This is a genomic window from Alkaliphilus peptidifermentans DSM 18978 (genome assembly GCF_900101495.1).
Lineage (GTDB): Bacteria > Bacillota > Clostridia > Peptostreptococcales > Natronincolaceae > Alkaliphilus_C > Alkaliphilus_C peptidifermentans.
The window spans coordinates 52,562-78,463 of the sequence record NZ_FMUS01000022.1 but is presented as its reverse complement, the minus strand read 5'-3'; the positions used below and the strand labels follow the sequence as shown (position 1 = coordinate 78,463).

Below are 25,902 nucleotides of genomic sequence, written 5' to 3'. Positions count from 1 at the left end.
GAAAAGCAATGAGTAATTATAAATATATGTATGGGTTTATGACTCGTCGATCCGTGAAAAATTATACAAAAAAAGAAACCCGAAGGTTTCTTTTTTGATTTTCTAAGAGTTTAATTAACTATTAGAAACAACAAGCTTTTCTTTCTTATGTCTAATATATTGCATTGCCATTGGTGCTGCCACTAACGCAAGACCAATAAAGTCAACCATTACGTTTGGATGAATCAGTAATAAGGCTGCTATTATAAACATAATTCTTTCATATATCTTGGTGTGGGTCAAGAAATACCCTTGTACACCACTGGCAAAGGCAACTATACCTAAACATGCTGTAGCTATAGCAACTACCGCCTGTACAAATGTTACATCTATTAATAGTAGGGTAGGGCTAATTGCAAATATAAAAGGAATGAGGAAGCCAGCTGACCCTAGTTTTAAAGCATTTAATCCAGTTTTAAAGGAGTCGCCACCTGCTATTCCAGCACCAGCATATGCTGCCAAGGCAACTGGTGGTGTAACGTCGGCAATAACACCGAAGTATAGAATAAATAAGTGGGCGGCTATAAGTGGAACCCCAAGCTCTACTAAAGCAGGTGCTGCCATCGTAGCAAGTACGATATACTTAGCTGTTGTAGGAAGCCCCATTCCAAGTATTATAGAAGCGATCATTGTAAGGAATAAGGTAGGTAAAAGCATTCCTCCAGCCAAGCTTACAATTAGGTTTGCAAAGGTAAGACCTAAACCAGTAAGGGTTACGATACCAACAATAATACCAGCACAAGCACATGCCGATGCAACGCTGACGGCTTTTTTTGCACCATCTTCTAAAGCATATAATAAATCCTTAAACTTAATCCTTGTATGTGCTCTAAAAAAGCTTACTACTAAAGCTAGAAGGATACTAAAGAAAGCTGCTTTTAGTGGTGAGAATCTTATTAAAAACACAACAACAGATACAAGGGGTATAAGAAGATGGAAGCCCATTTTAAAAGTCTTTTTTAAATCAGGCAATTCATTCTTTGGAATACCTTCAAGGCCTTGCTTTGAAGCCTGAAGATGTACCATAATTGTAACACCTAAATAATACAATAATGCTGGAACAGTTGCACTTACAACAATTCTAATATATGGAATATTAGTAAACTCTGACATAATAAATGCAGCTGCACCCATTACAGGTGGTAAAATTTGTCCGCCGGTAGAAGCTGCTGCTTCCACTGCTCCTGCAAAATTTGGCTTATAACCAACCTTCTTCATAAGTGGTATGGTAAAAGCTCCTGTAGTAACGGTGTTGGCAATAGAACTTCCTGAGATTGAACCCATAAATCCACTGGCAAGAACTGCTGCTTTAGCAGGACCACCTTTTCTATGACCAGCCGCTGCAAATGCAACGTCTATAAAGAATTGGCCAACACCAGTAATTTCTAAAAAGGATCCAAATAGTATAAACATAAATACGAAGGTAGCTGATACACCTAAAGGAGTACCAAACAAGCCTTCAGTTGTCATATAAAGCTGATTAACTATTCTAGCTAAACTATATCCCCTGTGACCTAAAGCACCGGGCAAATATGGTCCTAAAAATACATATGCAATAAATACAATAGCAATAATAGGAAGCTCTGGACCAATACTTCTGCGGGTAACTTCTAGTACAAGCAATATGGCAACAATACCCATAAAGATATCTAGGTTATTTGGTATTCCACCACGTCTTATTAAACCTTCAAAATTAATCAAAATATAGGTGGTTACTGCGATACCTGCACCTGAGAAGATCCAATCGTAAAAGGGAATTTTTGTTTTATTAGATTTTTTACTTATTGGATACATTAAAAATCCTAATACAAGTACAAATAATAAGTGAAAAGCTCTTTGCTTCATAGCTAAAAAAGTACCCATACCGGCAGTGTAGAGATGAAAAATAGACATAAAGATTGCCAGGGCGGTTATTAGTTTTGCTATGAAGCCCTTCATATTACGAGTATTTGATGATGTATCAAACTCTGCCAGCTTTTCATCAACATTTATATTTTCTGTTACACTGTCTTGAATGCGTTTTTGTTTATCTTCCACTGCGATTCCTCCCTTCAATAAAGAAAGCCTGCAATTTGCTAATTCTTACAGGTTTTATGGTGATTAAACTACCACCTTCTACATAATCCTTTAAATATATTGATCGTCCATCCTCAAAGGATAGTCGATGGTTGGCAATTACTCCAACTCTTAGAGATATATTTGTTAACTCTTTATTGATTCCACTATTTATATAAACTCCATCTACTAACTTTATGGTGCCATAATTCTCAGTAGGCAATCCAGCTCCAAATGAACTATACTCAGTTCTGGTTAGTAAAAAAGTATTATTCCTTTTAATTTCAAAAACATCCCTTACAGGAGTTTTCATAACTGAGTGGGTGTAATCAATATAGATTTCACTATTTTCTTTTACTATAAATTGATTAATTGTAGTATTTTCACTATATAATTTAACGGAATATACAGGTCGAACAATAAAGCAAATAAATATAATAACTATTAAAAATAAAAAAGTAATGAATAGGTGAGGGCATCGAAATAATCGATACCCTTTCCCAACTTTATTATTACTTAACTTCATTATAGTAACGCTGTGCTCCTGGATGAATTTCTAAAGACATTCCATTTAACGCAGTATCAATACTAATGTCTCCACCTCTAGCATGTGCAGCAGCTAAAGAGTCAAGGTTTTCAAACAGAGCTTTAGTTATATTATACACTACATCATCTGAAAGACCAGCTCTTACTGTAAGCATAGCCATAACAGCTACAGCATTAATATCTTCATCTTGATTTCTATATGTTCCTGCAGGAATTGTTACTTCAGCATAGTATGGGTAGTCAGCAATTAACTTTTGAGCTATATTTGATGGAATTGGTACTAAATTAACATTATGAGTAGTAGCTAAGTCAGTTATTGCTGCTGTAGGTGTACCAGCTGTAACAAAGGCAGCTTGAACGTGTCCATCTTTTAAGTTGTCAGCTGCTTCACCAAAGGATAAATAGTCAGCTTGAATGTCATCATATGTTAAACCATATGCAGCTAAAATTTGTCGAGCATTAGCTTCAGTTCCACTACCAGGTGCACCAACAGCTACACGCTTTCCTCTTAAATCTTCTACTGAGGCAATATTGGCATTACCAGCTGCTACAATCTGAATTGTCTCAGGATAAAGAGTTGCTAAACCTCTAAGGTTTTTCATAGGCTCTTGCTCATCAAACATTTCAACACCATTGAATGCATAGTATGAAATATCATTTTGAACCATAGCAAAGTCAACATCACCTTTGTTCAATAGATTAACATTTTCTACAGATGCTCCTGTAGATTCAGCGTTAGCAGTAACTCCGCCGACCTTTTCAGAAATGATATTTGCAAATGCTCCACCTAATGGATAATAAACTCCTGAAGTACCGCCAGTTGCAACTGCAAGACGTTCTTCCTTAGCTCCGCATCCTACAGCAAATGCTGCCACCAATAGGACACAAATTAATAATAAAGAAATAGTTTTAATCTTTCTCATTTTTTTTCCCCCTTATTTTTTATATAAAAGATAGAAATTCTATCTTCTTGGTAAACAATTGATATATATAAGTAATTATACAATATAATTTAGTAGAAAAATTAAAAAATATATATAAAATGAATTACCAATTTTTAAAAATTACATTAATCTTATTATATAACAATACGATTCTATTTAAAGAAATAATGAAATGAATTGAAATTTCAATATTATACAATGAATCGTAAATAGTCTGCTAGTACATTTATACTATTTACACCTCAAAAAACTACAGATTAATACTAAAAGAATCACATTTAACTGAAAATTATAAATATTATAATGTAGTTAAGGGGTAAGAATTATATTATATATTCACATCTAAATATAATTATACAAAACTTGAATGGATTTTCGAAATTATTTAAGGGACAATTTTAATAATTGTTGTATAATATATGTGTATAACGAAGGAGGCAGACAAATGGTAATTAATACTGGAGAAATAGCAAGGAAGCTAATAAGGGAAGAAAAATGGACAGGTCCTACACCTGCCCTTGCACCAGGCTACACGCAAGCTAACTTAGTAATATTACCCTATCAATATGCATTAGATTTTTTTCTGTTTTGTCACAGAAATCCAAAGCCTTGTCCGGTGCTGGATGTCTGTGAAAAAGGAAAATTTACGCCTGTCCTTACGGCAGATACTGGTGACTTGAGAAGAGACTTACCTAAATATAGAATTTATGAAAATGGAGTAATGACTAAAGAAGTGTCTAGCATAGTTGAATATTGGCAGGATGACTTTGTATCCTTTCTATTAGGCTGTAGCTTTACATTTGAGAGTGCATTAATGAAGTCTGGAATACCTATTAGACATATAGAAGAGGAAAGAAATGTACCAATGTATACTACAAATATACCTTGTAAGCCGGCAGGAATATTTAATGGCACAATGGTGGTAAGCATGAGACCAATACCTCGACAACTTGTAGATAAAGCAATTGAAATAACCTCTAAATTTCCGAAGGTTCATGGAGCACCAATTCATGTAGGTAATCCTGAGGATATAGGAATAAATGATCTTGAAAATCCTGATTTTGGTGATGGAGTTACAATTAATAAAGATGAGGTGCCTGTTTTTTGGGCTTGTGGGGTTACTCCACAGGTGGCAATTATGAGGGCAAAACCAGAGCTAGTTATTACTCATGCTCCTGGTCATATGTTTATTACAGATATAAAGGATGAGGAGCTGATGGAGCTATGAAGGATAAGTATTTTGAAATGATAGAAAATATAGTAGGCGAAGATATAGGTCAAAGAGGACTTGGTGATATGATTCAACGGGGCGATCTGAAGCTGGCTGTGATGGAATTATTTAATAGCAGTAAGGTGATGATTGTAACTGGATTTTGCATTAAGGCCACAATGACAGGAGAAACAGATGGACCTATGGGTGCTGTATCCTTAGCTAATACTTTATTACAGTTAGGCAAGGAGGTTTTAATAATAACCGATGACTACTCTAAAGAATTAGTAGCTGGTTGTAGCAAAGTCCTTAATATAAATGTAGATATCGAAGTAGTACCATCTGAAAATACTGAGGAATTCTGCAGTCAAATAATAGAGCTATATAACCCCTCCCTTGTAGTTGCAATAGAAAGACCTGGTAGAGCAAGGGATGGAAGATGCTATTCAATGAGGGGTGAAGATTTAAGCTCTTTTGTCCCTAATACTGATCCATTATTTAAATGTGCTGCCCAAAAGGGAATTAAGACTATAGCTGTAGGTGATGGTGGAAACGAGATGGGTATGGGAAAAATAACATCGCTGCTTCAGAAAAAGATATTAAATGGAGACAGAATTTGTGCTGTTACGTCTTCAGACTATTTAATTGTTGCTGGAGTTTCCAACTGGGGTGGTCATGGTATTGGAGCTGGTTTGTCAATATTATCTGGAGAAATGCTTTTGCATGAAATTTCCCATGAGGTGGAAATGTTAGAAGCTATGCTTAAAGCTGGTGGAGTAGACGGCTGCAGTAAAAGAAAGGAAATGACTGTAGACGGTTTGAGTTTAGATATTAATTTAAAGATACTTGAAAATATCAAAGGGGTAGTTGAAGATGCTCTGAAGGATGCTGAAAAGGAAGTATGCTAGGTATTAGGTATTGAGATATAGATTAAGCTGTATTTATCTTGAGAAAGGAGTGATTACATGCTTTCTATAGATTTGAATTGCGATTTGGGGGAAAGCTTTGGTAATTATACCATTGGCAACGATGAAGAGGTATTAGGATTTGTTACATCTGTAAATATAGCCTGTGGATATCACGCAGGAGACCCAGTTGTAATGGATAAAACTGTGAAGCTGGCACTAGATAATAGAGTTGCAATTGGTGCTCATCCATCCTTACCTGACCTAATGGGGTTTGGTAGAAGGAATATGTCAATTTCTGATAAAGAGGCAAGGTCATACGTAATATATCAGGTGGGTGCCCTGGATGGGTTCGTTAAAGCCCATGGAGGAGAATTAAAGCATGTAAAGCCCCATGGTGCCCTGTATAACATGGCAGCTACAGATTATAAATTAGCTCGAGCTATTGCAGAGGCAGTATATATGGTTAATCCTCAGCTTATATTAATTGGGCTTGCTAATTCGGAGCTAATTAAGGCTGCAAAGGATGTAGGCTTAAAAAGTGGAAATGAAGTTTTTGCTGATAGAGCCTATAATAATGATGGTACATTGGTGAACAGAGGTAATAATGGAGCAGTTATTCATGACGTAAATGAATGTATCAGTAGGGTTATAAAAATGATTAAAGAGGGCAAGGTCAATTCTATTGAGGGAAAAGAAATATTGATTAATGCAGACACTGTATGCATACACGGAGACAATAAAATCGCCCTGGATTTTGCTGAAAAGATAAGCTGTACATTAAAAGCAGAAGAGATAAATATTAAAGCTTTGAGCAATAAACTATAGGAGGACTTAAGGTGGAGAAATTAAAATATGTCCCATCGGGTGATAATGGAGTTCTTATAGTTTTTGGAAATGAAATCAATGTAGATATAAATAATAAAATTAGAAGCTTTACACATTTATTATATATGGAGCAGGATTATTTTAGTGAGATTACTGAACTAATACCTGCTTATACTTCAGTACTACTCATGTATAATCCACTAAAGATAAATTATTCCACCATGATAAATAAGCTGAAGGAACTAGAGAAAAAATCTGGAGGCATTATTTTACCGCCGCCTGATGTTGTTCATATACCAGTAGTATATGGTGGCGATTTTGGTCCGGATTTGAAGAATGTATCTGATCACTGTGGTCTTTCCATTGAAGAAGTGATTACTATACACTCCACCACCAATTATTTAATTTATATGATTGGCTTTACTCCAGGCTTTCCTTATCTTGGAGGAATGTCTGAAAGAATTGCTACACCTAGGCTTAAAATACCACGGGAGAAGATTTTGACAGGATCAGTAGGTATTGCTGGCAATCAAACTGGAGTATATCCTATTGAAAGCCCTGGAGGATGGCAGATTATTGGACGTACTCCATTAAAGATCTTTAATCCAGAAACTGAGCCATATGTCCTTTTGAAGGCAGGTCAATATATAAAGTTTGAACCTATAAATATGAATGATTATTTAAAAATTGAAAGAGAGATTGAAGACGGTTTATATCAGGTTAAGTGTACAATGAAGGGAAGTGATTAGGTGGACTCAATTAAAATAAATAAACCAGGATTACTAACCACCCTTCAAGATTTAGGCCGTGAAGGATATCAACAATTTGGCATACCAGTTGCGGGTGCTATGGATAAGTACTCGTTTCAGCTGGCTAATTTATTGGTTGGAAATGATAGAAATGAAGGAGCCTTAGAAATAACAATGATGGGCCCAGAAATAACCTTTAATTGTACTTCGGTTATTTCAATTACAGGTGGAGACTTATCACCAAATATTAATAATAAACCTATTGAAATGTATCAGACTCATTTAGTGAGACAGGGAGATGTGTTGAAATTTAAAGGACTAAAGTCTGGTTGTAGGGCTTATCTGGCTGTTGCAGGAGGCTTCAAGGTAGATCCAGTGATGGGGAGTGTATCAACTTTTTTGAAGGGTAAAATTGGAGGCTTTAAAGGCAGGAGACTAATTGAAGGCGATGTCATTTATCTAAAAAATCCTATTGAAATGTATTCTAAAAGAATTATTTCGTCGAAATATATACCAAGTTATAAAGCTAGAACAGTAAGAATAATCATAGGAACAGAGGAGTCTATGTTTACCCCAAAAGCATATGAGGTACTTCTGAAGGAAAGCTATGAGTTAACTACACAATGTGATCGAATGGGATATAGGTTAGAAGGCCCGGAGCTTCAACATATTGATGGTGCAGATATTATTTCCGGGGGAATAAATTTAGGAGCTATACAGGTTCCAGGAGAAGGAAAACCAATTATAATGATGGCAGATAGACAGGCTACTGGAGGATATGCAAAAATTGCCAATGTTATATCAGTAGATATCCCGCTGCTTGCACAAATGAAGCCTGGAGATAAAATCAACTTTGAAAGTGTTTCTGTGGAGGAAGCTCAGAAATTAGTAATAGAGGAAGAAAACAGAGTGAACAAAATTAAGGAAGAATTACAAAAAAATTATAATAAAGCTGAGAAAATTAAGATTTACAAAATAAAAATAAATGGAGTAGAATATAGGGTGATGGTGGAAGAAATATTGTAAGGGGGAATCAGAAATCGAAATTCTAATTATTGTGGCTATGTTAGCTTTATTTTTAATCTATAGTGGTGTACGTAAGCTGGTTTCGCAGGATCATTATAGTGAATCTATTATTTTCAACTTAATTATGTCTATATTACCCTTGTATTTTTTTATAAGAGAAAGATTCATTATAGAAGAAATGCAAAATTATGGATTTGCGTCAGTACTTACATGGTTTATGATGGCGGTATTAATAGCTTATGTTTATGGAATATATAACAGTGTAACAACAAAAAAACTAAGTATTAAAGGTATTGATGAGGAATATATAATGGATTCACTAGAATCTGTTTTAGAAAGATACAGAATTGAATATAATAAAGATGATAAAAATGCTAGCAAGCAATATGTGCTAGAAGATATAAAGGCTACAATACAAATTGATGATTCTATTTTTACTAATGGAAAAAGCATCTCTTTTAAGAAAATTACCAGCATTCCACATTTTGAAGATATAATATATGACTTAGTGGATTTGTTTCGGAAGAAAAATGATAAGAGACCTATACTGAGTGGCATTTTAAGCATTTCTGCTGGTTTTATAACAATTATAGTTGGACTATGGGTATACTATCAGTATCTTTAATAAAATATATAATTTAAAGGGGAGGTTTGAATATGATTATTATTAATACTTTAGAAATACCCGGCAGAGAAGTAACAGAAGTGTTAGGACTAGTAAAGGGAAGTACAATTAGAGCTAAGCATATAGGAAAGGACATTATGGCAGGTCTACGTCATATTGTTGGAGGCGAACTTTCGGAATATACTCAAATGCTGAATGAGGCCAGGGACGCAGCCCTTGAAATGATGAGTAAGGAAGCACAGAAGCTAGGTGCAGATGCCGTAATTAATGTCAGATTTTCAACCTCTGCAGTTATGCAGGGAGCTGCAGAAATATTAGCATATGGAACAGCTGTTAAACTTAAAGATAAGTAAAAAAGACAAGTAAAAAATCCACTGGTTTGGTGGATTTTTTATTTGTTTACTATAAAGTTAATCATTATTCCATCTGGATCATCTAAGCTCAATCCTTCTTCATTATTTGTAGAAAAGAGATCATAGGCATAATTGGAAATCTTTAAGTGATTTATTAATTTATTTAAAGATTTTTCAGTATCTAAAAAAAATGAGTAAGATAGAAGTCCAACGCTGTTAGAAGGTGGAGAGGAGGCGTTTTTACTACTCCAGGTATTCAGTGCTATATGGTGATGATAAGAACCAGCAGCTAAAAACAAAGCTCCTTGAGACTCACGCCAAGTAATCTTAAATCCCAATAGGTTGTGGTAAAAAGCTGCTGCCTTATTAAGGTCTGATACTTGTAAATGAATATGACCTATATCAGCTTCAGGATGTATTCCCTGCCATGTATATTCATTTTTATCTTCGATTTCTTCTAATAGCCCTCTAGGATTCATGCAGGTGGTTGTCATATCAACTGTACTATTCCAAACATCATCTGTGCGATCTACATATAACTCTATTCCATTATCATCTGGATCCGATAAATAAATAGCTTCGGAAACAGTGTGGTCAGACAATCCACATAGCTGCCATCTGAATTCAAGTAACCGCTTAAGGGTTATGGCAAGCTCCTTTCTACTTGGTAATCTTATTCCAAGATGATAGAGACCTGTTGTTTTATAAGGTTTGTCAGTAGAGTTATCTATTATTGATAAGGTAATTTGACTTGGATAGCTACCGTTTGAGGATAAAAAAACAAAAGATTCTTTTATTTCTATTATCCTAAAGCCTAAGAGTTGACTATAGAATCTTAGGGAAGCTTCCATATTGGAGACCTGTAAATGGACACTACCAATTTTTGTTGTTATAGGTAATTCGAAGGGCTTCAAAAGAATCACTCCTTGCTATAAAATCAATGTGATATATACATACCCATTCAACAAGGCTTCAATCGTTTGGAAAAAAATAACTATTTTTCTACTCTGATAACATTTGCTATTTCTATTACTTCATTTATTTTAAGAATTTCCATTAGCGAGTTTTGGACGTTTAATTCATTAGTTAAGTGAGTTACAAAAACAAGAGAAACCTGTGGCTCTCCCTCGCCCTTTTGTATTACAGAAGACAAGCTCACATTACCTTTACCAAATTCTGTAGCAATTCGTCCAAGGACTCCAGGAATATCTTTAACCATAATTCGCACATAATACTCACAGATAGTTGAATCCATTGATTGAATTTCAATTGCATTATTAACTTTAAAATCAGGAATATAGCTGCATTGTTTTTTCTTTATTATAGAAATGATATTACCAACTACAGCACTACCAGTTGGCAAATCGCCAGCTCCCTTTCCATAATACATTAAATCGCCTACAGCATTGCCTCTAATAAATATACCATTAAAGGCATCTTGTATAGTAGCTAGAGGGTGTGAGACGGGAATTAATGTAGGATGTACCCTAAGCTCAACACAGTCTTTTTTCTGTTTTCCAATTGCCAACAGCTTAATAACATAGCCAAGCTCTCTAGCATATTCAATATCGATAGGTGTAATTTTCGTTATACCTTCACGATATATAGCACTTACGGGAAGTTGTGTTCCAAATGCCAATGATGATAGGATTGATAATTTATAAGATGCATCGTAGCCTTCAACATCAGAGGTGGGATCGGCCTCTGCATAGCCTTTACCTTGAGCTTCCTTCAATGCACTAAAAAAATCAGTTGATTCATTTGTCATTTTGGACAATATATAGTTGGTGGTACCATTAACAATTCCCATAATTTCATCTATCTTATTAGCAGTAAGACTATCCTTTATACTATCCAGTATTGGTATGCCTCCAGCAACGCTTCCTTCAAATTGAAGGTAAACCTTCTCTTGAATAGCTGCTTCAATTAACTCATTCCCATGACTTGCTATAACAGCTTTATTTGCTGTAACCACATGCTTTTTATTTCGGATTGCTTTAAGGATATAATCCTTGGCTGGTTCTATACCACCTATCAATTCCACAACAATTTCAATATCTTTATCATTTAATATATCAAGTGGGTCAGTGGTTAACAGATGAACAGGTATATCTAATTCTCTTTGTTTCTTTAAATCCTTAACTAAAACCTTAGAAATCTCAAAGCTATAGCCAGTTGATTTTTCAATATCTAGCTTATTAAACTCAAATATTTTCCATACGCCTCTACCAATATTACCTAAGCCCATCAATCCGATTTTTACTTTATTCATTTTTATCTACCTCCATATAATAATTAAGAGAAACTATAAAACATATTGTATACAATACGCCAGTAAAACACAAGTGTTTTTATGGAAAAAACATAATTAATTTTGTTCTATAAAAAATCTAAAATGGTTTAGGATTTATAAGGCGTTAGATGGTTAATAGAAAACCATCTAATAATTTAGTTAATTAAAGCTATACTATATATAAGAAATAATGTAAAAGCAGGCAGAAGGTAGGGTGAGACTTTTGAGTTATAGCTTTATCTGGAGAAGTATAATTTTACTGATATTACTAATACTATCAGGTTTTTTTTCTGCCTCAGAAACAGCCTTGATGTCAATAAGTAAGATTAGAGTCAGACATATGCTGGAGGAGGAAGTGGAAGGAGCAGAGTTAATCAATAGATTGCTGGAAAAGCCAGGAAAGCTGCTAAGTACAATTTTAGTGGGTAATAATGCTGTTAATATTGGAGCATCAGCCTTGGCTACATCATTGGCAGTAGAAAGGTTTGGAGGAAAAGGAGTTGCAATTTCTACTGCAATTATGACAATTTTGGTTTTAATATTTGCTGAAATAACACCAAAATCATATGCTGCTAAAAAGGCAGAAAGTGTATCCTTAAGGGTAATAAAACCAATGTCTTTACTTATATTTATTTTAAAGCCGGTTGTAACAGTTTTTACATATATAACTACTGGATTAGTTGGCTTGCTAGGATTAAAGTTGGATAAAGATAGACCATTTATTACAGAAGAAGAATTAAAAACAATGGTCAATGTAAGCCATGAAGAGGGAGTACTAGAGGTTGACGAGAAGCAAATGATTCATAATGTTTTTGAGTTTGGAGATATGAATATACGAGATGTTATGGTTCAGCGAACAGACATAGTGGCCTTTAATATAAACACACCTTATGAAGAGATAATTGGCGATTTTAAAGAGGAGCAATTTTCTAGATATCCAGTTTATGATGAAAGCATAGACAATATAGTAGGAATGCTATATGTAAAGGACTTATTCTTTGTAGAAAACCATGAGGGATTCCATATAAAAAATTATATGAGAAAGCCTAGCTATACCTTTGAATTTAAAAAAATAAGTGAGGTTTTTAAGGAAATGAAGAAAAACCGTATTCATATTGCAGTTGTTTTAGACGAATATGGTGGTACCGCAGGAATTGTTACAATGGAGGATATGATAGAAGAAATAGTGGGGGAAATACAGGATGAATACGACGAAAATGAAATTGAAATACAAGCAGTAAATGAGAATGAATATATAGCTGATGGTATTGTGAAAATCAGTTTAGTAAATGAACTTCTTAAGATAAATATTGAAACTGAAGAATTTGATTCAATTGGAGGATTCATAATTGGAGAGCTTGGTAGATTGCCAAAGGTTGGAGAAGTAATTGAAGTTGACGGTATTCGCTTTACAGTGGAGATGGTTGATAAAAATAGAGTCAAAAGTATTAGAATTACAAAATGAAAAAATTCATAGTTAAGAGTTGAGAATCAAAACACAATATTAAAATGTTGAATGTTGAATGTTGAATGAAATAAACAAATCAAAAATAAAAAGTTAAGAACTAAGAATAAAGAATTGAAAATTGAGAATTAAGAATTAAGAATTGGAGAGACGTAGATATAGGTCAAAAATATGTAGGGGCCGACGACTCTGTCGGCCCTAGGTTGATGACAAAGTCATCAAAATTCAGACTGTTCTATAGCTTTGCAGATTGCTTCAGTCATCTCTGAAGTAGATGAGCTACCTCCTAAATCTGAAGTTGTATTTTTACCAGTTTCAATAACTTTAAAAACTCCTTGTCTAATTTTATTGGCGGCATTAGAATTTCCTAAATAGTCCAGCATCATGGCGGCTGATAAGATGCAGGCAGTGGGGTTTGCAAGGTTTTTACCTGCTATATCAGGGGCACTACCATGTACTGCTTCAAATATAGCAATATCGTCACCGATATTTGCACCGGGAACTAATCCTAAGCCGCCCACCAAGCCAGCTGCAAGATCAGATATAATATCACCATAAAGATTTGGCAACACTAAAACATCATATCTCTCGGGGTACATAACCAGCTGCATACACATATTATCAACAATAACTTCTTCATAACTAATTTCTGGATATTTTAAAGAAACTTTTCTTACGCAGTCCAGAAATAATCCATCTGAGATCTTCATTATGTTGGCCTTGTGAACAGCAGTAACCTTCTTTCTTTTTTTAGCTACAGCATATTTAAAGGCGAATTCAGCAATTCTTGTAGATGCCTTTTCAGTTATAACTTTAATTGATTCTGCTACTCCCTCTGTAATCATGTGTTCAAGACCAGCGTATAAATCCTCAGTATTTTCTCGAATAATTACCAAATCAACATTATGAAAAGGTGATTTAACTCCAGGGATACTCTTAACGGGCCTAACATTTGCATAGGTATTATATTTTTGTCGTAGGGTAACATTAATACTCTTAAATCCCTTGCCTACAGGAGTTGTTATGGGACCCTTAAATGCAACGCGATTGGTGGCTATGCTATCTAAAAGCTCATCAGGAATATATTTACCGGTTTTATTAAAGGCGGTTTCTCCACCGTTAATTTCATCCCAAATTATTTCAGCATCAACAGCCTTTAGTACTTTAACTACAGAAGATGATACCTCTGGGCCAATCCCATCACCAGGTACTAATGTAATTCTATTCATTATTTAATCCCTCCAAACTAGCTTTTGTATAATTTAGATATCCACCCATTAGTAATATAGCTACATCTCTTTCAGAGCCAGTAAATTTTAATTTTATGTCTACACCTGCAGTAGTATCTCTTAATAATACACTTGTGTTTTCTTTGAGGGATTGAATTAAATTATCAATAATTAAATCATCGCCTTCATGTAATAGATCATAGTCCTGTTCATTTTCAAACTCTAATGGAAGAATACCACTGTTTATTAAATTAGCCTTATGAATTCTTGCAAATGACTTGGATATAATAGCCTTTATTCCCAGATGCAAAGGAACAAGTGCAGCGTGCTCTCTACTGGAGCCTTGACCATAGTTTTCACCTCCAATGACAAAGCCACCTTCATTTTCCACACATCTATTCCAAAAATCTGCATCAATAGTGTTAAAACAAAATTGAGACAAATAAGGAATGTTTGAGCGATAGGGCAAGAGCTTTGCATTGGAAGGCATTATGTCATCTGTTGTAATGTTATTTCCTGCTTTTAATATTAGCTTACCTTCAACTAAACTTTTTATAGGAGTATTAATTGGGAAGGGTTTAATGTTTGGACCCATCTTTATAATACTGCTTTTATTGCTTGGTAAAATGAAATAGCTATTACCCTTAAAGTATGCTTGTGGTTCTTGAATATCAACGGCTTCGCCAACATTTTCTGGAGTATTAATAAAGCCACTAACAGCTGAAATAGCAGCGGTTTCAGGACTAACCAAGTATACATCTGCACTATTTGTTCCGCTTCTTCCACAAAAATTACGATTAAAGGTTCTTAATGACACACCATTCGTTTGAGGAGATTGACCCATACCAATACAGGGACCACAGCTACATTCTAAAATTCTTGCTCCAGCAGCAATTAAATCTCCTAAAGCACCATTATCGGCCAGCATTTTTAATATGTTGCTGGAGCCAGGAGAAATACCAAGACTTACATCAGGATGGACCTGTTTATCCTTTAAGATAGAAGCTGCCTTCATCAAATCCTTATAAGAAGAGTTGGTGCAACTACCAATCAGCACCTGATCAACTTTTATACCAGTTAAATTTCTAATGCTATCTACGTTATCTGGACTATGGGGTTTTGCCGCCATAGGTAGAATTTTACATAAGTCAATATTGATTACTTCGTCATATGTTGCATTGTTATCTGCATGCAGAGGTAACCAATCATTTTCTCTGCCTTGAGACTTTAGATATTCATAGGTTATCTCATCACTGGGGAATATAGAGGAGGTAGCCCCTAACTCTGCACCCATGTTGGCAATAGTTCCTCTATCAGTAACAGAAAGGGATTTAATTCCCGTTCCAGTATATTCTATTACTTTGCCAACACCTCCCTTAACACTTAGTTGTTTAAGAATATAAAGAATTACATCTTTTGCAGAAACCCAAGGCTTTAGATGTCCTTCCAGATGGATATTTAAAACCTTAGGTGTTTTTAGATAATATTCTCCACTGGCCATGGCTATAGCAACATCTAAGCCTCCTGTACCGATGGATAGCATACCAATTCCACCACATGTAGGGGTATGACTATCAGAGCCCAACAAGGTATTTCCTGGCTTTGCAAAGTTCTCCAGATGCAGCTGATGGCATATGCCGTTACCAGGCTTAGAATAAACAATACCATATTTTTCAGCAACGCTTTTTATGAATTCGTGATCATCTGCATTTTCAAAACCAGTTTGAAGAGTATTGTGATCAATATAAGCTACTGATAAATCTGTTTTCAATTTTGAAATACCCATTGCCTCCAGCTGTAAATAAACCATTGTTCCTGTTGAATCTTGTGTCAATGTTTGATCTATCTTAATTCCAATTTCACAGCCTTCTTTTAATTCACCTGATAATAAATGTTTTTGCAAAATTTTATATGTTAAGCTTTTTTTCAATTTAATCACCTCTTATGCTTCCTTAGGAACGTTAATTTCGGATAAAGTTTCGTGGTAAAGATTTAATAATTCCATGTCTGTAAGGGCTCTTTTTATAGCAATGGATGTATTTCTAACCTTTTCTAGTAAATGATAGGATATAAGATTATCTAATTGTATATTAAATAGAGCAAGTTTATTCTTTATAGCGGCAGTTCCAGAATGCTTACCGATTACAATTTTTCTTTCTAACCCCAACTCGGTAGGATCAAAAATTTCGTAGGTGAGGGGATTTTTTATCATTCCATCGGCATGAATTCCAGACTCGTGGTGAAAAATATTTTCTCCCACTATAGATTTCCATGAAGGTATCATTCTATCTGATGCTTTTGCAACATAACGACACAAATCTTGCATTTTATCGATTTTGTAGCCCATATCAATACCCATGGATGTCTTAACGGCTAAAACCACTTCTTCTAAAGCTGCATTACCAGCTCTTTCACCAAGACCATTTATTGTAGCTCCAAGGTAGGTGGCGCCAGCCATTGCTCCAGCAATAGCGTTAGCAGTTGCCATACCTAAGTCATCATGGGTATGCATTTCAATATCAATATCTACTGTATCTTTTATTAGCTTTATTTTTTCATAAGTAGTAATAGGGTTTAAAATTCCGACTGTATCACAAAATCTGATGCGGTTGGCACCTGCTTCTTTAGCTAATTTCACAAATTTCAGTAGAAATTCTTCGTCACTTCGAGAGGCGTCCTCTGCGTTTACAGAAACATATAATCCGTTGGTTTTGGCATACTCAGTAGCCTTGACCATCTGTTCTAGTATTCTTTCTCGAGTAGTATTCAACTTATGCTTAATGTGAATATCTGAAGTAGAAATAGAGATGGCTACAGCATCAACACCACAGTCAATGGATTCTTGAATGTCCTTAATTACAGCTCTATTCCAACCCATAATACTTGCCTTCAAATTACTCTTAACAATCTTTTTTATTACGTCCTTTTCATTTTCTCCCATTACTGGTATGCCAGCTTCTATTTGGTCAATCCCTATATCATCCAACATCCTTGCTATTAGTATTTTCTCTTCATTGGCAAAAACAACACCTGCAGTTTGTTCTCCATCCCTTAGGGTGGTGTCTAGAATTTTAATTTCCTTCTCCATATAAAATACTCCTTTCAAATGAACTATAGTTTGTTATTGTTTAATATTATATATGCAATAACTAAATGAGTCAATGGCAAATATCAAAAAAATGCAATATTAAATAATTAAAATTGCATTAAATTAATAAAAACAATAGAAAAAGACTATATAATAGCATTAAAATGAAGTATACAAGTTTAAATAAATTAATATTGATAGAAATAGGAATAATTTGGTTCTAAACTGAATATAATATAGGTTAAATATATAAAATAATAATTAAAAATATATTTACAAATATTGATAATATTTTTTTCTTAAAATACCTTTACATTAACTAAAAAATAATATATAATTTCTTAGTGTCACAAAATTAGCCAAGCAGTTACAATATATGCTGATGTAGCTCAGCAGGTAGAGCACTTCCTTGGTAAGGAAGAGGTTCGGCGGTTCGAGTCCGCTCATCAGCTCCATTAAAATACTAATTAAAGCTCACTTTTTGAAAGGTTTCGGAGGGTGGGTTTTTTAATATAGAAAATTGTAATAATTAACATATAATTGATTCTCGGACTTATATAAAAAGCTCACTTCTGTGAAAGAAGTGAGCTTTTTATCATGCCCACCTTGCTTACGTAGGGTATGGGCATTCTTTTGAAAAATTTAATATTTTTTATTAGGATCAAATTCAACTTTTACAACTTTTCCAATGATTTCAGCATCACTATTGTTTATAAAAATTGGATCATATTTTGGATTATCAGGATAAAGTATAACCTGACCATCTATTTTTTTCACACGTTTTAAGGTTGCTTCAGTACTATTTACTCTAATAACAGCGATTTCTCCATTTTCTACATCGGGTTGCTTTTTTACCAAAACCCTATATCCATCCATAATACCACTGCCTATCATACTATCTCCTGTAACCTGAAGATAAAAATAGCTTCCATTGGAAATTTCACTTTCTGGTATTTCAACATAATCAATAATGTTTTCTTCTGCATCAATAGGATTACCAGCTGGTATTCTACCTAAAACAGGCACTTTTACTATTTTACCAGTGACTGGTTTTAATAAAAAATTTTCGTATTCAGAATTCAAGCAAAAGAAACTATCAATGTCTATGTTTAGGTCCTGTCGCCATGTCTCTTCATCAAAATAGTAATCTGTAATTTTATCCGATAGATTGTTAAATTTATTCTTTAAATCACTGGTAATGTTATTAATTTCATCTTGACTTAGCAGTCTAACATTATTTTTACTTGTGAATCTTTTATATGCATTATTACTTAAAGTATTTTGAAGCTTATAAATTATGTAATATAACTTTTTTATGAAGGTCAATTCTTTAACTCGATTACCAGATATTGAATCATAAGTGGTTAAATGCAGGAGCTCAAGTATATCCTTTGATAATATTTTTATATCGTCACTTTTACTATTTGCAATTGAATCAATAAGCATCTCAACATTTTTTATTTCCTCATCCTCATAAAATTTGAAATTTGTTTTTCCGAGAATGTAGTCAGTGGAAACTTTAAAATATTCTGCAATTCGCAATAACACTTCATAACTTGGGTTACGAGCTTCAGTTTCATACATTCCCACCATGGAAGTACTAACTCCTATAATCTTACTTAGCTCTTCCTGTGTAATGTTACAATTACCCCTTAATTCTTTTATTCTCCTACCTATCATAATTACACCTCACTATAATATCACTATTAGTAATATTATAAACAATAATAACATATATGGCAATACAACATATAGTGATAAATAGAGAAATAATTAGATTAATAAAGAATTAAAAAGAAAATATATACTAAAATTCAAGAAATAACCAGTAACAACAATTGCTTATTATCACGATTAGTTGTAATATTTAATTACAGAGGGGGTGGATTTTCTGGTAGTTAAAGTATTAGAAAATAATCGGGATTATTTTAAAACAAAATACAACTTAAAGTGACAAAATATAATAATTTAGCTAAAGCTTTGACAAAAGTACAATAATATATAAGAAATTTAGGAGGTATAAAATGGGGGCCAAAAAACAAACAAATGATAATATAGAAACAATTATTCGAAAGGCTGCTGCAGAAACTGTTCGGGAATTAGAAAAATCAAAATTAATAAAGAATGATAACCAATCCTTCTTTCAAAAGACTGAGAAGCTTCTGTATAGTTATCCAGGATTATTAAAGGCTTTAGAACAAAAAGAGCAAGATATACAATACATTCAGGAGCATGGATTACAAGAAAAATCCAAGTCAATTGTTTATTATACTGGTGGTGGTGGGGTGAGTGGCGAAGAACTGCATGTAGAGGTGTTGGAGGGGTACATAATAACTAAGGATAGAACAAAGAGATTGGTAGATAGAATAGAAAGAGCTTTAGAAGGCTTAAAAAGTGATTCATATTACTATATTATACCTGCTAAATATTTTGACAGACTTTTAAATCAAGAGATAGAAGATAAATTCCATATTAGTGACAGAACCATTAGGAGACATCGAAATAGATTGATAAATGAGTTGCAAATACTATTGTTTGGAGCAGATGCGTTAGAATAACCTGTCCGAATCTTGACCGAAAGATGTCCTTCTAGGCACATATCAACCATGTTAGTATGATATTGAGGAAAAGTTTCCAAGGGCCACCAGTTAAATTACTGGTGGCTTTTTGAATACGAGGAGTGATGACATGAAGAACAAGGAAGGAGATAAATGCTCTCAGTGTGTATGGGGAAGTTGGACGGGATTAAGATATCATTGTATTTTTTCATCATGTGTCAGATATCCCTTAATCTACAATAAGGACCTATGGCTACAAAGAAATGATGAATGGATACAACTAGAAGGAACAATTGAAGGTATCTCAGATGAGATAATTAGTAAAAACGACGACTTCTTTTTATTAGAGGATATGCAGCTATTTACCTATCATTATCTAAGGATAGGCAGTAATGTAAGACATAAGAAATTGTTGTATAAGACAGTGAATAAAATAGCCTTAGTAGATTTAGATCAAGGATTGAAGATATACATTCTAAGAAAAATATAAAATTTAATTTTGCGAAGGGGAGGGATGGAGGTTTTACTGCAATTCTTGAAGGATAATGAAGGGAGGTGTAGGGTTACGTCAGGATCATATAATAGCCTTTGTGATGGAATTATGGCTGTATTAAATAGTCAGTTTCCCAATAATGAAGTATTTGATGAAGAAGTAATAGAAGGAGCTAACCCTCCTTATTTTTATGTAAAAATGCTGAAGGGAAATGAGATAAAGGAGCTTAATGGAAGATACCGTCGAGTATATTCCTTCGTTATTTATTACCACACCCCAGACAAGAATAATAGAGCTATGAACAATGTGGCAGAGGAGCTATATAACATAACGGAGCATATAGAAATAGACGGAAGAAAACTAAGGGGCGTTGGAATGAAGCATGAAATTATAGAAGGGGCCTTGAATTTTTTTGTTGAATACAGCTTCTTTGTCTATAGGCAGCAGGAGGCAACTACAAAGATGGGGATTTTAGAGGAAAAGGGAGGAATAAAAGGATAATGGAAAAGCAAGAGAAAAATCAGTATAAGGAATATTCCAAGTCTGAAATAATGAAATCCATGAAATTTACACAAATCCAAAAGGATTTAATCAATTCTCTATTAAGGGAAGAGAAAAAATACACTATTGAAGAAGTAACAAGTATGATAGAAAAATTTATAAGACAGGAGGCTAAATAAATGACAGGAGGAACATGGACTACTCAAAACAAGGTACGACCAGGTGTATATGTTAATTTTGAAAGTGAAGGAAGGGCAATGGGCACCATCGGTGACAGGGGTATTGTTACCATACCCATGGCTTTATCCTGGGGGCCGGCAAATGAAGTTATAACGATTGAAGCTGGGGAGAATACATCTATAAAGCTTGGCTATCCCATGACATCACCAAAGCTTATTTTAATCAGGGAGGCATTAAAAAGAGCAAAAACATTACTGCTATATAGATTAAATGCAGGTACAGCTGCCTCTGCCACAGTGGGAGATTTGAGTATTACTGCAAAATATAGCGGCCTAAGAGGAAATGATATTACAATCACTGTTTCACAGGATATAGATGATAATTCAAAATATAATGTTACCACCTTTCTTTCCGGCGAGGCTGTTGATTCACAAACGGTTACTGATATCAACAATATAGCTTCTAATGACTGGGTAATATTCAGCGGCAATGGAGAATTGGTAGAAACTGCAGGTACGCCCCTGACAGGCGGGTCAGATGGAGTAACTACAAATGAAAACTATCTGGATTATTTGACTGCAATAGAAAGCTATAGCTTTAATACTATGGCTGTAGCAACTACCGACAGTTCACTTAAAGGGGTATTTGCTTCCTTCTGTAAGAGATTAAGGGAAGATGAAGGCAGAAGAATACAGGTGGTTTTAGAAAACTATCCTATTGCCGATTACGAGGGAATAATCAGCGTTAAAAATGGAGTGGTTTTAGCCGATGGCTCAATCTTAACACCTGTAGAATGTACAGCATGGGTGGCGGCAGCAACAGCAGGGGCTAATGTAAATCAATCTCTAACCTATACAGCCTATGATGATGCTGTAGATGCATCTCCAAGGTATAGCAATGGTCAAATCATTGCTGCTTTACAGGCAGGTGAGTTTGTTTTTGTCTCCAGTAATGGAAGGGCTGTGGTGGAACAGGATATTAATACCCTTACATCCTTTACAACAAAAAAGGGAAGAGAATTTAAAAAGAATAGAGTAATTAGAGTATTGGACAGTATAAATAACGATTTTGAACGTATATTCAGTGACTTTTATATTGGTAAAATTAGTAACAATGAAGATGGGAGAAACCTTTTAAAGGGTGAATGCATTAATTACCTTGAGCTACTGGAAAATATTGAAGCTATACAGAATTTTAACTCTCAAACAGATATATCAGTTGAAGAGGGTAACGAAGCAGAAGCTGTATATATAGAGACACATATTCAACCAGTAGACAGTATTGAAAAATTGTACTTTAAAATTCGAGTGAGATAGGAGGAGCTAAAATGAAATATATGAATGAACAGGATGCCATAAGTGGAAAATATGCCAAAGCCTTTGTAATACTAAATGATAATGTAGAAGAATTATTCTATGCCAAGTCATTGGAATCCAGTATTGAAAAAAGTAAATCTGATGTTCCTGTACTGGGAAAAACAAATGTAGGTAAGAAGGCTGCCGGATGGAGTGGAACAGGTACTTTAACCATCTATTATATAACTTCACTATTCCGTCAATTAATGCTGGAGTATGTTAAGCATGGAAGAGACTTTTACTTTGATTTACAGGTGGTGAATGAAGATCCTGCCTCCAGTGCAGGAAAGCAAACCATTCTCCTAAAAAACTGTAATATTGATGGGGTTGTAGCAGCTAAATTTGATGCAACCTCTGAAGACCAATTGGATGAAGAGATTTCCTTCACCTTTGATGGTTTTGATATTTTAGATAGCTTCAATAGTCCAAGAGGATAAGGAGGAAAATAATGTGAATGATTTACAATTATTTTTCGCACAGAATGTTGAGAGTGATATAGTAGAAGAATTTGTGGTGTCAGAAAGATTTAAGAACAAAGAAGGTAAGGCTGTTTCGTGGAAAATTAAGGCCATAACAGAAGCTGAGAATGAGACCATAAGAAAATCTGCCACGAAGCTAACAAAGGGGAAGAATGGAATTAAAGTTCCTGAAACCAGCCCAGAGGAATATTTATCTAAGCTTATAGTAGCCAGTGTTGTTTTTCCAAACCTAAAGGATGCACAACTTCAAAAATCCTATGGGGTAATTGGTTCAGATGAATTAATCAAGAAAATGCTCTTAGCTGGAGAATATTCCTCACTTGTGGAAAAAATTCAAAAGACAAATGGATTTAATGTTGACATTAATGAAATTGTGGATGAGGTAAAAAACTAATAAAGGAAGGCGATAGTGAGTGGAATTATGCTTATTACGCCTTCCACGAAAACAATATAAAGCCGTGGGAATTTGCTGAATACTCAATTCAGCAGAAGGCTGCAATAATTGCCCTAATAGATATTCGAGTTTCAGAAGAAAGGAAAAGAAAGTCACGAAGGAAGTAATTCTTTATTTAAGGAAATTGCATAATTTTGAAACTAATTATGCAATTTCTCCAATAATTTTAGAATAAATTCTCCTATGGGTTTTTCAGGAAGGGAGGCAAATATGAATATTATAGCAAAATCTTTGCAAAACTTTAATACTCTTATAAACCCAATGATAAATTTCAATAGAACTATAAATGTAACCCTTGTTTCAATGAATCAGTATAACAGCATGGTTCAGAACAATGTTCATAATACAAATACCCTATCAATAGCCCAAAATAATTTAGCCACCACCAATGTCAATTTACAGGCTTCAGCACAGAATGCAGCTGCTGGACAAAGTAAGCTTAATAACCAACTAAATAAGGGTAATAAAACAGCAGGTACTATTATTAAAAGCTTTAAAAAGCTGGCAGGTGAATATTTAAACCTAAATCAAATAAAGCAATTTATGGGTGATTCTGTTAAGGCTGCCAATCAACAGCTAAAGTCAGAAATAAGGCTTCAATCAATAATGGAAAATAAAAGAGGAGTAGATAAGCAAAGTATAGATTCCTTGAAGGAATATGCTGCTCAGTTAAGCAATGGAACTACAATAGCTGATGATGTGGGAATTACCGGTATGGCAAAGCTGGCAGAATATGTACATGACCCTAACAATGTAAAGATGATGACGGAATCCATGTATAACCTTGCTGCAGCAACCTACGGTGCAAATGTCAGTCAAGAGGAAATAATGCAGACGGCAGATATAATGGGGAAAGCAATGTTAGGTGATACACAGGCACTGTCAGCAGCAGGAATTAACATAGATGCCTTAAGTGAAGCAGAACAGCGTATATTAAAAACTGGTACCGAGGCCCAAAGGGCAGCTATGGTTGTGGAAATGCTGGAGGGTAACCTAAATGGAGTTGCCAGGGCTATGGCAAACACACCAGAAGGACAGCTTGCACAATTTAAGAATTCATGGGGAGATGTTAAAAAGGTTATAGGCTTTGGGTTAATTCCAGAAATGCTGCGACTTATGAATACAGTTAAAACCCATTTACCTCAGATACAGGGGTTATTGCTGGTATTAGTTGGTGGATTTAGTTTAGTTACAGATGCTGTTATTGGATTAATAAATGGAATTAGTTGGATAGGAGCAGCAGTGGTTGATAATTGGGGGTTAATTGAGCCTATTGTTTGGGCGGCTGGCGGACTATTGGGTGCATTTATAATACCAAAAATTTGGGCAATGGTAACTGCTATATTATCAACAGGGATTGCCTGGGCAACTACCCATATTCCAATTATGCTAATATTTTTAGCCATTGGAGTGCTAATATGTATCTTGAAAGAATTTGGCATTACAGCAGATCAAGTAATTGGATTTGTTGGTGGTATATTCGGTGGACTATATGCTGCTATATATAATTATATGGCTTATCTATGGAATTATTTTGCAAGCTTTGCAGAATTTATTGGAAATCTATTTATTGATCCTGTATATGCTGTAAAAAAGCTATTCTATGACTTAACCATGAATGTATTAGGATTTGTTAATTCAATTATACAAGGTATTGAGAAGCTTATAAATAAAATTCCTGGTATTGAAAAGGATTTAACCAGTGGAATAGACTCAATGATGGAGTCGCTAACGAAGCCAACAAGTGATAAAGATGTAATCAGTATTAAAAGAATGGAATTTAAAAATATAAGTGAAACAGCAAAAAAAGGCTATGCTTTAGGGCAAAGTGCTGGTGAAGGATTAATGAATGGTATTTCCAGCATAACAGACAAATTTAAGATGCCCGAAAAACCAGATATATTAGGCATGAGTATGGGTAAAGAAGTATTTGACATAGAAAGCATAAACACAGTTAATGAAGTAGGTAAAATAAAAAATTTAGTTGATATATCCAATGAGGATTTAAAAACAATGCGTGAATTAGCAGAAATGAAAAATATACAAAACTTTGTATCCCTTACTCCTACAGTATCAGTTCAAACAGGAGATATAACAGAGGGGGGCTTTAGTATAGATACTATAGTAGCCAGAATAACAGATGCCCTAGAAAATGAAATAGCTGCATCAGCTGAAGGAGTTTATGGGGGATAGGAATGGAGAAATAAAATAGAAATTGAAAATTGAAAATTGAGAATTGAAAATGGAAAATTGAAAGAAAAAGAAGAGAAATATTGAATGTTGAATGTTGAATGAAAAAACAAATAAAAATTAAGAATTAAGAGTTGAGAAAAGTAGATGACCAAATCTTTGATTTGAGTCAGTCACTTTGCTAGGGATTTGGTATAAAACTTCATTAGCACAATTTAGAGTTTTATGGCAAATTAACTAGCTACATATGTATTCTTAAATGTTGAATGTTGAATGGTGAATGAAAAAACAAACAAAAATTAAGAATTGAAAATGGAAAATTGAAAATGGAAAATGG

Annotated in this window: 25 protein-coding genes and 1 tRNA gene; 17 read left to right on the top strand and 9 right to left on the bottom strand. The window is 34.3% G+C overall.

Going from position 1 to position 25,902, the window contains the following annotated elements:
- Nucleotides 1-114: 114 nt before the first annotated feature.
- The 3 genes from BLP68_RS15160 to BLP68_RS15150 are packed head-to-tail and all read right to left on the bottom strand — an operon-like array spanning nt 115 to nt 3,563.
- Nucleotides 115-2,076 (bottom strand): TRAP transporter permease, encoded by a 1,962-nt coding sequence (locus BLP68_RS15160; protein ID WP_091545453.1) that lies wholly within the window; start codon nt 2,074-2,076, stop codon nt 115-117.
- A complete protein-coding gene (locus BLP68_RS15155; protein ID WP_091545451.1) occupies nt 2,066-2,620 on the bottom strand; it encodes a DUF1850 domain-containing protein in 555 nt (184 codons plus the stop codon). The genes BLP68_RS15160 and BLP68_RS15155 overlap by 11 nt, the downstream gene beginning before the upstream one ends.
- Nucleotides 2,607-3,563, bottom strand: a complete 957-nt coding sequence (locus BLP68_RS15150) for a TAXI family TRAP transporter solute-binding subunit (protein ID WP_091545449.1) — start codon at nt 3,561-3,563, stop codon at nt 2,607-2,609. The genes BLP68_RS15155 and BLP68_RS15150 overlap by 14 nt, the downstream gene beginning before the upstream one ends.
- A 466-nt stretch (nt 3,564-4,029) precedes the next feature.
- On the opposite strand from BLP68_RS15150, the gene BLP68_RS15145 reads away from it, so the two are divergent.
- From BLP68_RS15145 to BLP68_RS15115, 7 genes are read left to right on the top strand one after another with little or no spacing between them, the layout of a single operon-like run.
- A complete protein-coding gene (locus BLP68_RS15145; protein ID WP_091545447.1) occupies nt 4,030-4,812 on the top strand; it encodes a putative hydro-lyase in 783 nt (260 codons plus the stop codon).
- Complete coding sequence (locus tag BLP68_RS15140; protein WP_091545445.1) at nt 4,809-5,702, top strand: DUF4392 domain-containing protein; 894 nt, start codon at nt 4,809-4,811, stop codon at nt 5,700-5,702. The genes BLP68_RS15145 and BLP68_RS15140 overlap by 4 nt, the downstream gene beginning before the upstream one ends.
- A gap of 57 nt (nt 5,703-5,759) precedes the next feature.
- Nucleotides 5,760-6,527, top strand: coding sequence for a LamB/YcsF family protein (locus BLP68_RS15135; protein ID WP_091545444.1), 768 nt, complete (start codon nt 5,760-5,762; stop codon nt 6,525-6,527).
- 11 nt (nt 6,528-6,538) lie between these two features.
- Entirely contained in the window at nt 6,539-7,276 is a 738-nt protein-coding gene (pxpB, locus tag BLP68_RS15130) for a 5-oxoprolinase subunit PxpB (RefSeq protein ID WP_091545442.1), read from the top strand.
- Nucleotides 7,277-8,302: a 5-oxoprolinase subunit C family protein gene (locus tag BLP68_RS15125; protein ID WP_091545440.1), complete on the top strand. Its 1,026-nt coding sequence runs from the start codon at nt 7,277-7,279 to the stop codon at nt 8,300-8,302.
- Between the two features lie 31 nt (nt 8,303-8,333).
- Nucleotides 8,334-8,927, top strand: a complete 594-nt coding sequence (locus tag BLP68_RS15120) for a hypothetical protein (RefSeq protein WP_207647929.1) — start codon at nt 8,334-8,336, stop codon at nt 8,925-8,927.
- Between the two features lie 32 nt (nt 8,928-8,959).
- Nucleotides 8,960-9,280, top strand: a complete 321-nt coding sequence (locus BLP68_RS15115; protein ID WP_091545437.1) for a YbjQ family protein — start codon at nt 8,960-8,962, stop codon at nt 9,278-9,280.
- A gap of 38 nt (nt 9,281-9,318) precedes the next feature.
- On the opposite strand, the gene BLP68_RS15110 is transcribed toward BLP68_RS15115, so the two are convergent.
- Complete coding sequence (locus BLP68_RS15110; protein WP_091545435.1) at nt 9,319-10,194, bottom strand: VOC family protein; 876 nt, start codon at nt 10,192-10,194, stop codon at nt 9,319-9,321.
- A gap of 80 nt (nt 10,195-10,274) precedes the next feature.
- The gene (locus tag BLP68_RS15105) at nt 10,275-11,552 is read right to left on the bottom strand and encodes a homoserine dehydrogenase (protein ID WP_091545433.1); all 1,278 of its coding nucleotides are present in this window, start codon (nt 11,550-11,552) and stop codon (nt 10,275-10,277) included.
- 244 nt (nt 11,553-11,796) lie between these two features.
- On the opposite strand from BLP68_RS15105, the gene BLP68_RS15100 reads away from it, so the two are divergent.
- Entirely contained in the window at nt 11,797-13,038 is a 1,242-nt protein-coding gene (locus tag BLP68_RS15100; RefSeq protein ID WP_091545431.1) for an HlyC/CorC family transporter, read from the top strand.
- Between the two features lie 218 nt (nt 13,039-13,256).
- Here the strand turns inward: BLP68_RS15100 and BLP68_RS15095 are convergent, their stop codons facing one another.
- Genes BLP68_RS15095 through nifV form a run of 3 tightly spaced genes read right to left on the bottom strand, consistent with a single transcriptional unit; the run spans nt 13,257 to nt 17,355 of the window.
- A complete protein-coding gene (locus BLP68_RS15095) occupies nt 13,257-14,267 on the bottom strand; it encodes an isocitrate dehydrogenase (NAD(+)) (RefSeq protein WP_091545429.1) in 1,011 nt (336 codons plus the stop codon).
- Nucleotides 14,260-16,197, bottom strand: coding sequence for an aconitate hydratase (locus tag BLP68_RS15090; protein ID WP_091545428.1), 1,938 nt, complete (start codon nt 16,195-16,197; stop codon nt 14,260-14,262). Before BLP68_RS15090 ends, BLP68_RS15095 begins: the two co-directional genes overlap by 8 nt.
- A 12-nt stretch (nt 16,198-16,209) precedes the next feature.
- On the bottom strand, nt 16,210-17,355 hold the full coding sequence (gene nifV / locus BLP68_RS15085) for a homocitrate synthase (protein WP_091545426.1): 1,146 nt from the start codon (nt 17,353-17,355) through the stop codon (nt 16,210-16,212).
- Between the two features lie 378 nt (nt 17,356-17,733).
- On the opposite strand from nifV, the gene BLP68_RS15080 reads away from it, so the two are divergent.
- Nucleotides 17,734-17,810: transfer RNA gene (locus tag BLP68_RS15080), tRNA-Thr, on the top strand.
- Between the two features lie 187 nt (nt 17,811-17,997).
- On the opposite strand, the gene lexA is transcribed toward BLP68_RS15080, so the two are convergent.
- On the bottom strand, nt 17,998-19,035 hold the full coding sequence (gene lexA, locus BLP68_RS15075) for a transcriptional repressor LexA (protein WP_091545425.1): 1,038 nt from the start codon (nt 19,033-19,035) through the stop codon (nt 17,998-18,000).
- Nucleotides 19,036-19,379: 344 nt separating this feature from the next.
- On the opposite strand from lexA, the gene BLP68_RS15070 reads away from it, so the two are divergent.
- From BLP68_RS15070 to BLP68_RS15035, 8 genes are all read left to right on the top strand, one after another.
- Entirely contained in the window at nt 19,380-19,913 is a 534-nt protein-coding gene (locus BLP68_RS15070; protein WP_091545424.1) for a hypothetical protein, read from the top strand.
- A 130-nt stretch (nt 19,914-20,043) separates the two neighbouring features.
- On the top strand, nt 20,044-20,403 hold the full coding sequence (locus BLP68_RS15065) for a hypothetical protein (RefSeq protein ID WP_091545423.1): 360 nt from the start codon (nt 20,044-20,046) through the stop codon (nt 20,401-20,403).
- A gap of 24 nt (nt 20,404-20,427) precedes the next feature.
- Nucleotides 20,428-20,907, top strand: a complete 480-nt coding sequence (locus BLP68_RS15060; RefSeq protein WP_091545421.1) for a phage tail terminator family protein — start codon at nt 20,428-20,430, stop codon at nt 20,905-20,907.
- A complete protein-coding gene (locus tag BLP68_RS15055) occupies nt 20,907-21,086 on the top strand; it encodes a hypothetical protein (RefSeq protein WP_091545420.1) in 180 nt (59 codons plus the stop codon). The genes BLP68_RS15060 and BLP68_RS15055 overlap by 1 nt, the downstream gene beginning before the upstream one ends.
- Complete coding sequence (locus BLP68_RS15050) at nt 21,087-22,403, top strand: phage tail sheath family protein (protein ID WP_091545418.1); 1,317 nt, start codon at nt 21,087-21,089, stop codon at nt 22,401-22,403.
- An 11-nt stretch (nt 22,404-22,414) separates the two neighbouring features.
- Nucleotides 22,415-22,879 (top strand): phage tail tube protein, encoded by a 465-nt coding sequence (locus BLP68_RS15045; RefSeq protein WP_091545416.1) that lies wholly within the window; start codon nt 22,415-22,417, stop codon nt 22,877-22,879.
- 13 nt (nt 22,880-22,892) lie between these two features.
- The gene (locus tag BLP68_RS15040) at nt 22,893-23,315 is read left to right on the top strand and encodes a phage tail assembly chaperone (RefSeq protein ID WP_091545415.1); all 423 of its coding nucleotides are present in this window, start codon (nt 22,893-22,895) and stop codon (nt 23,313-23,315) included.
- A 270-nt stretch (nt 23,316-23,585) separates the two neighbouring features.
- Entirely contained in the window at nt 23,586-25,568 is a 1,983-nt protein-coding gene (locus tag BLP68_RS15035) for a phage tail tape measure protein (RefSeq protein ID WP_091545413.1), read from the top strand.
- Nucleotides 25,569-25,902: the final 334 nt, after the last annotated feature.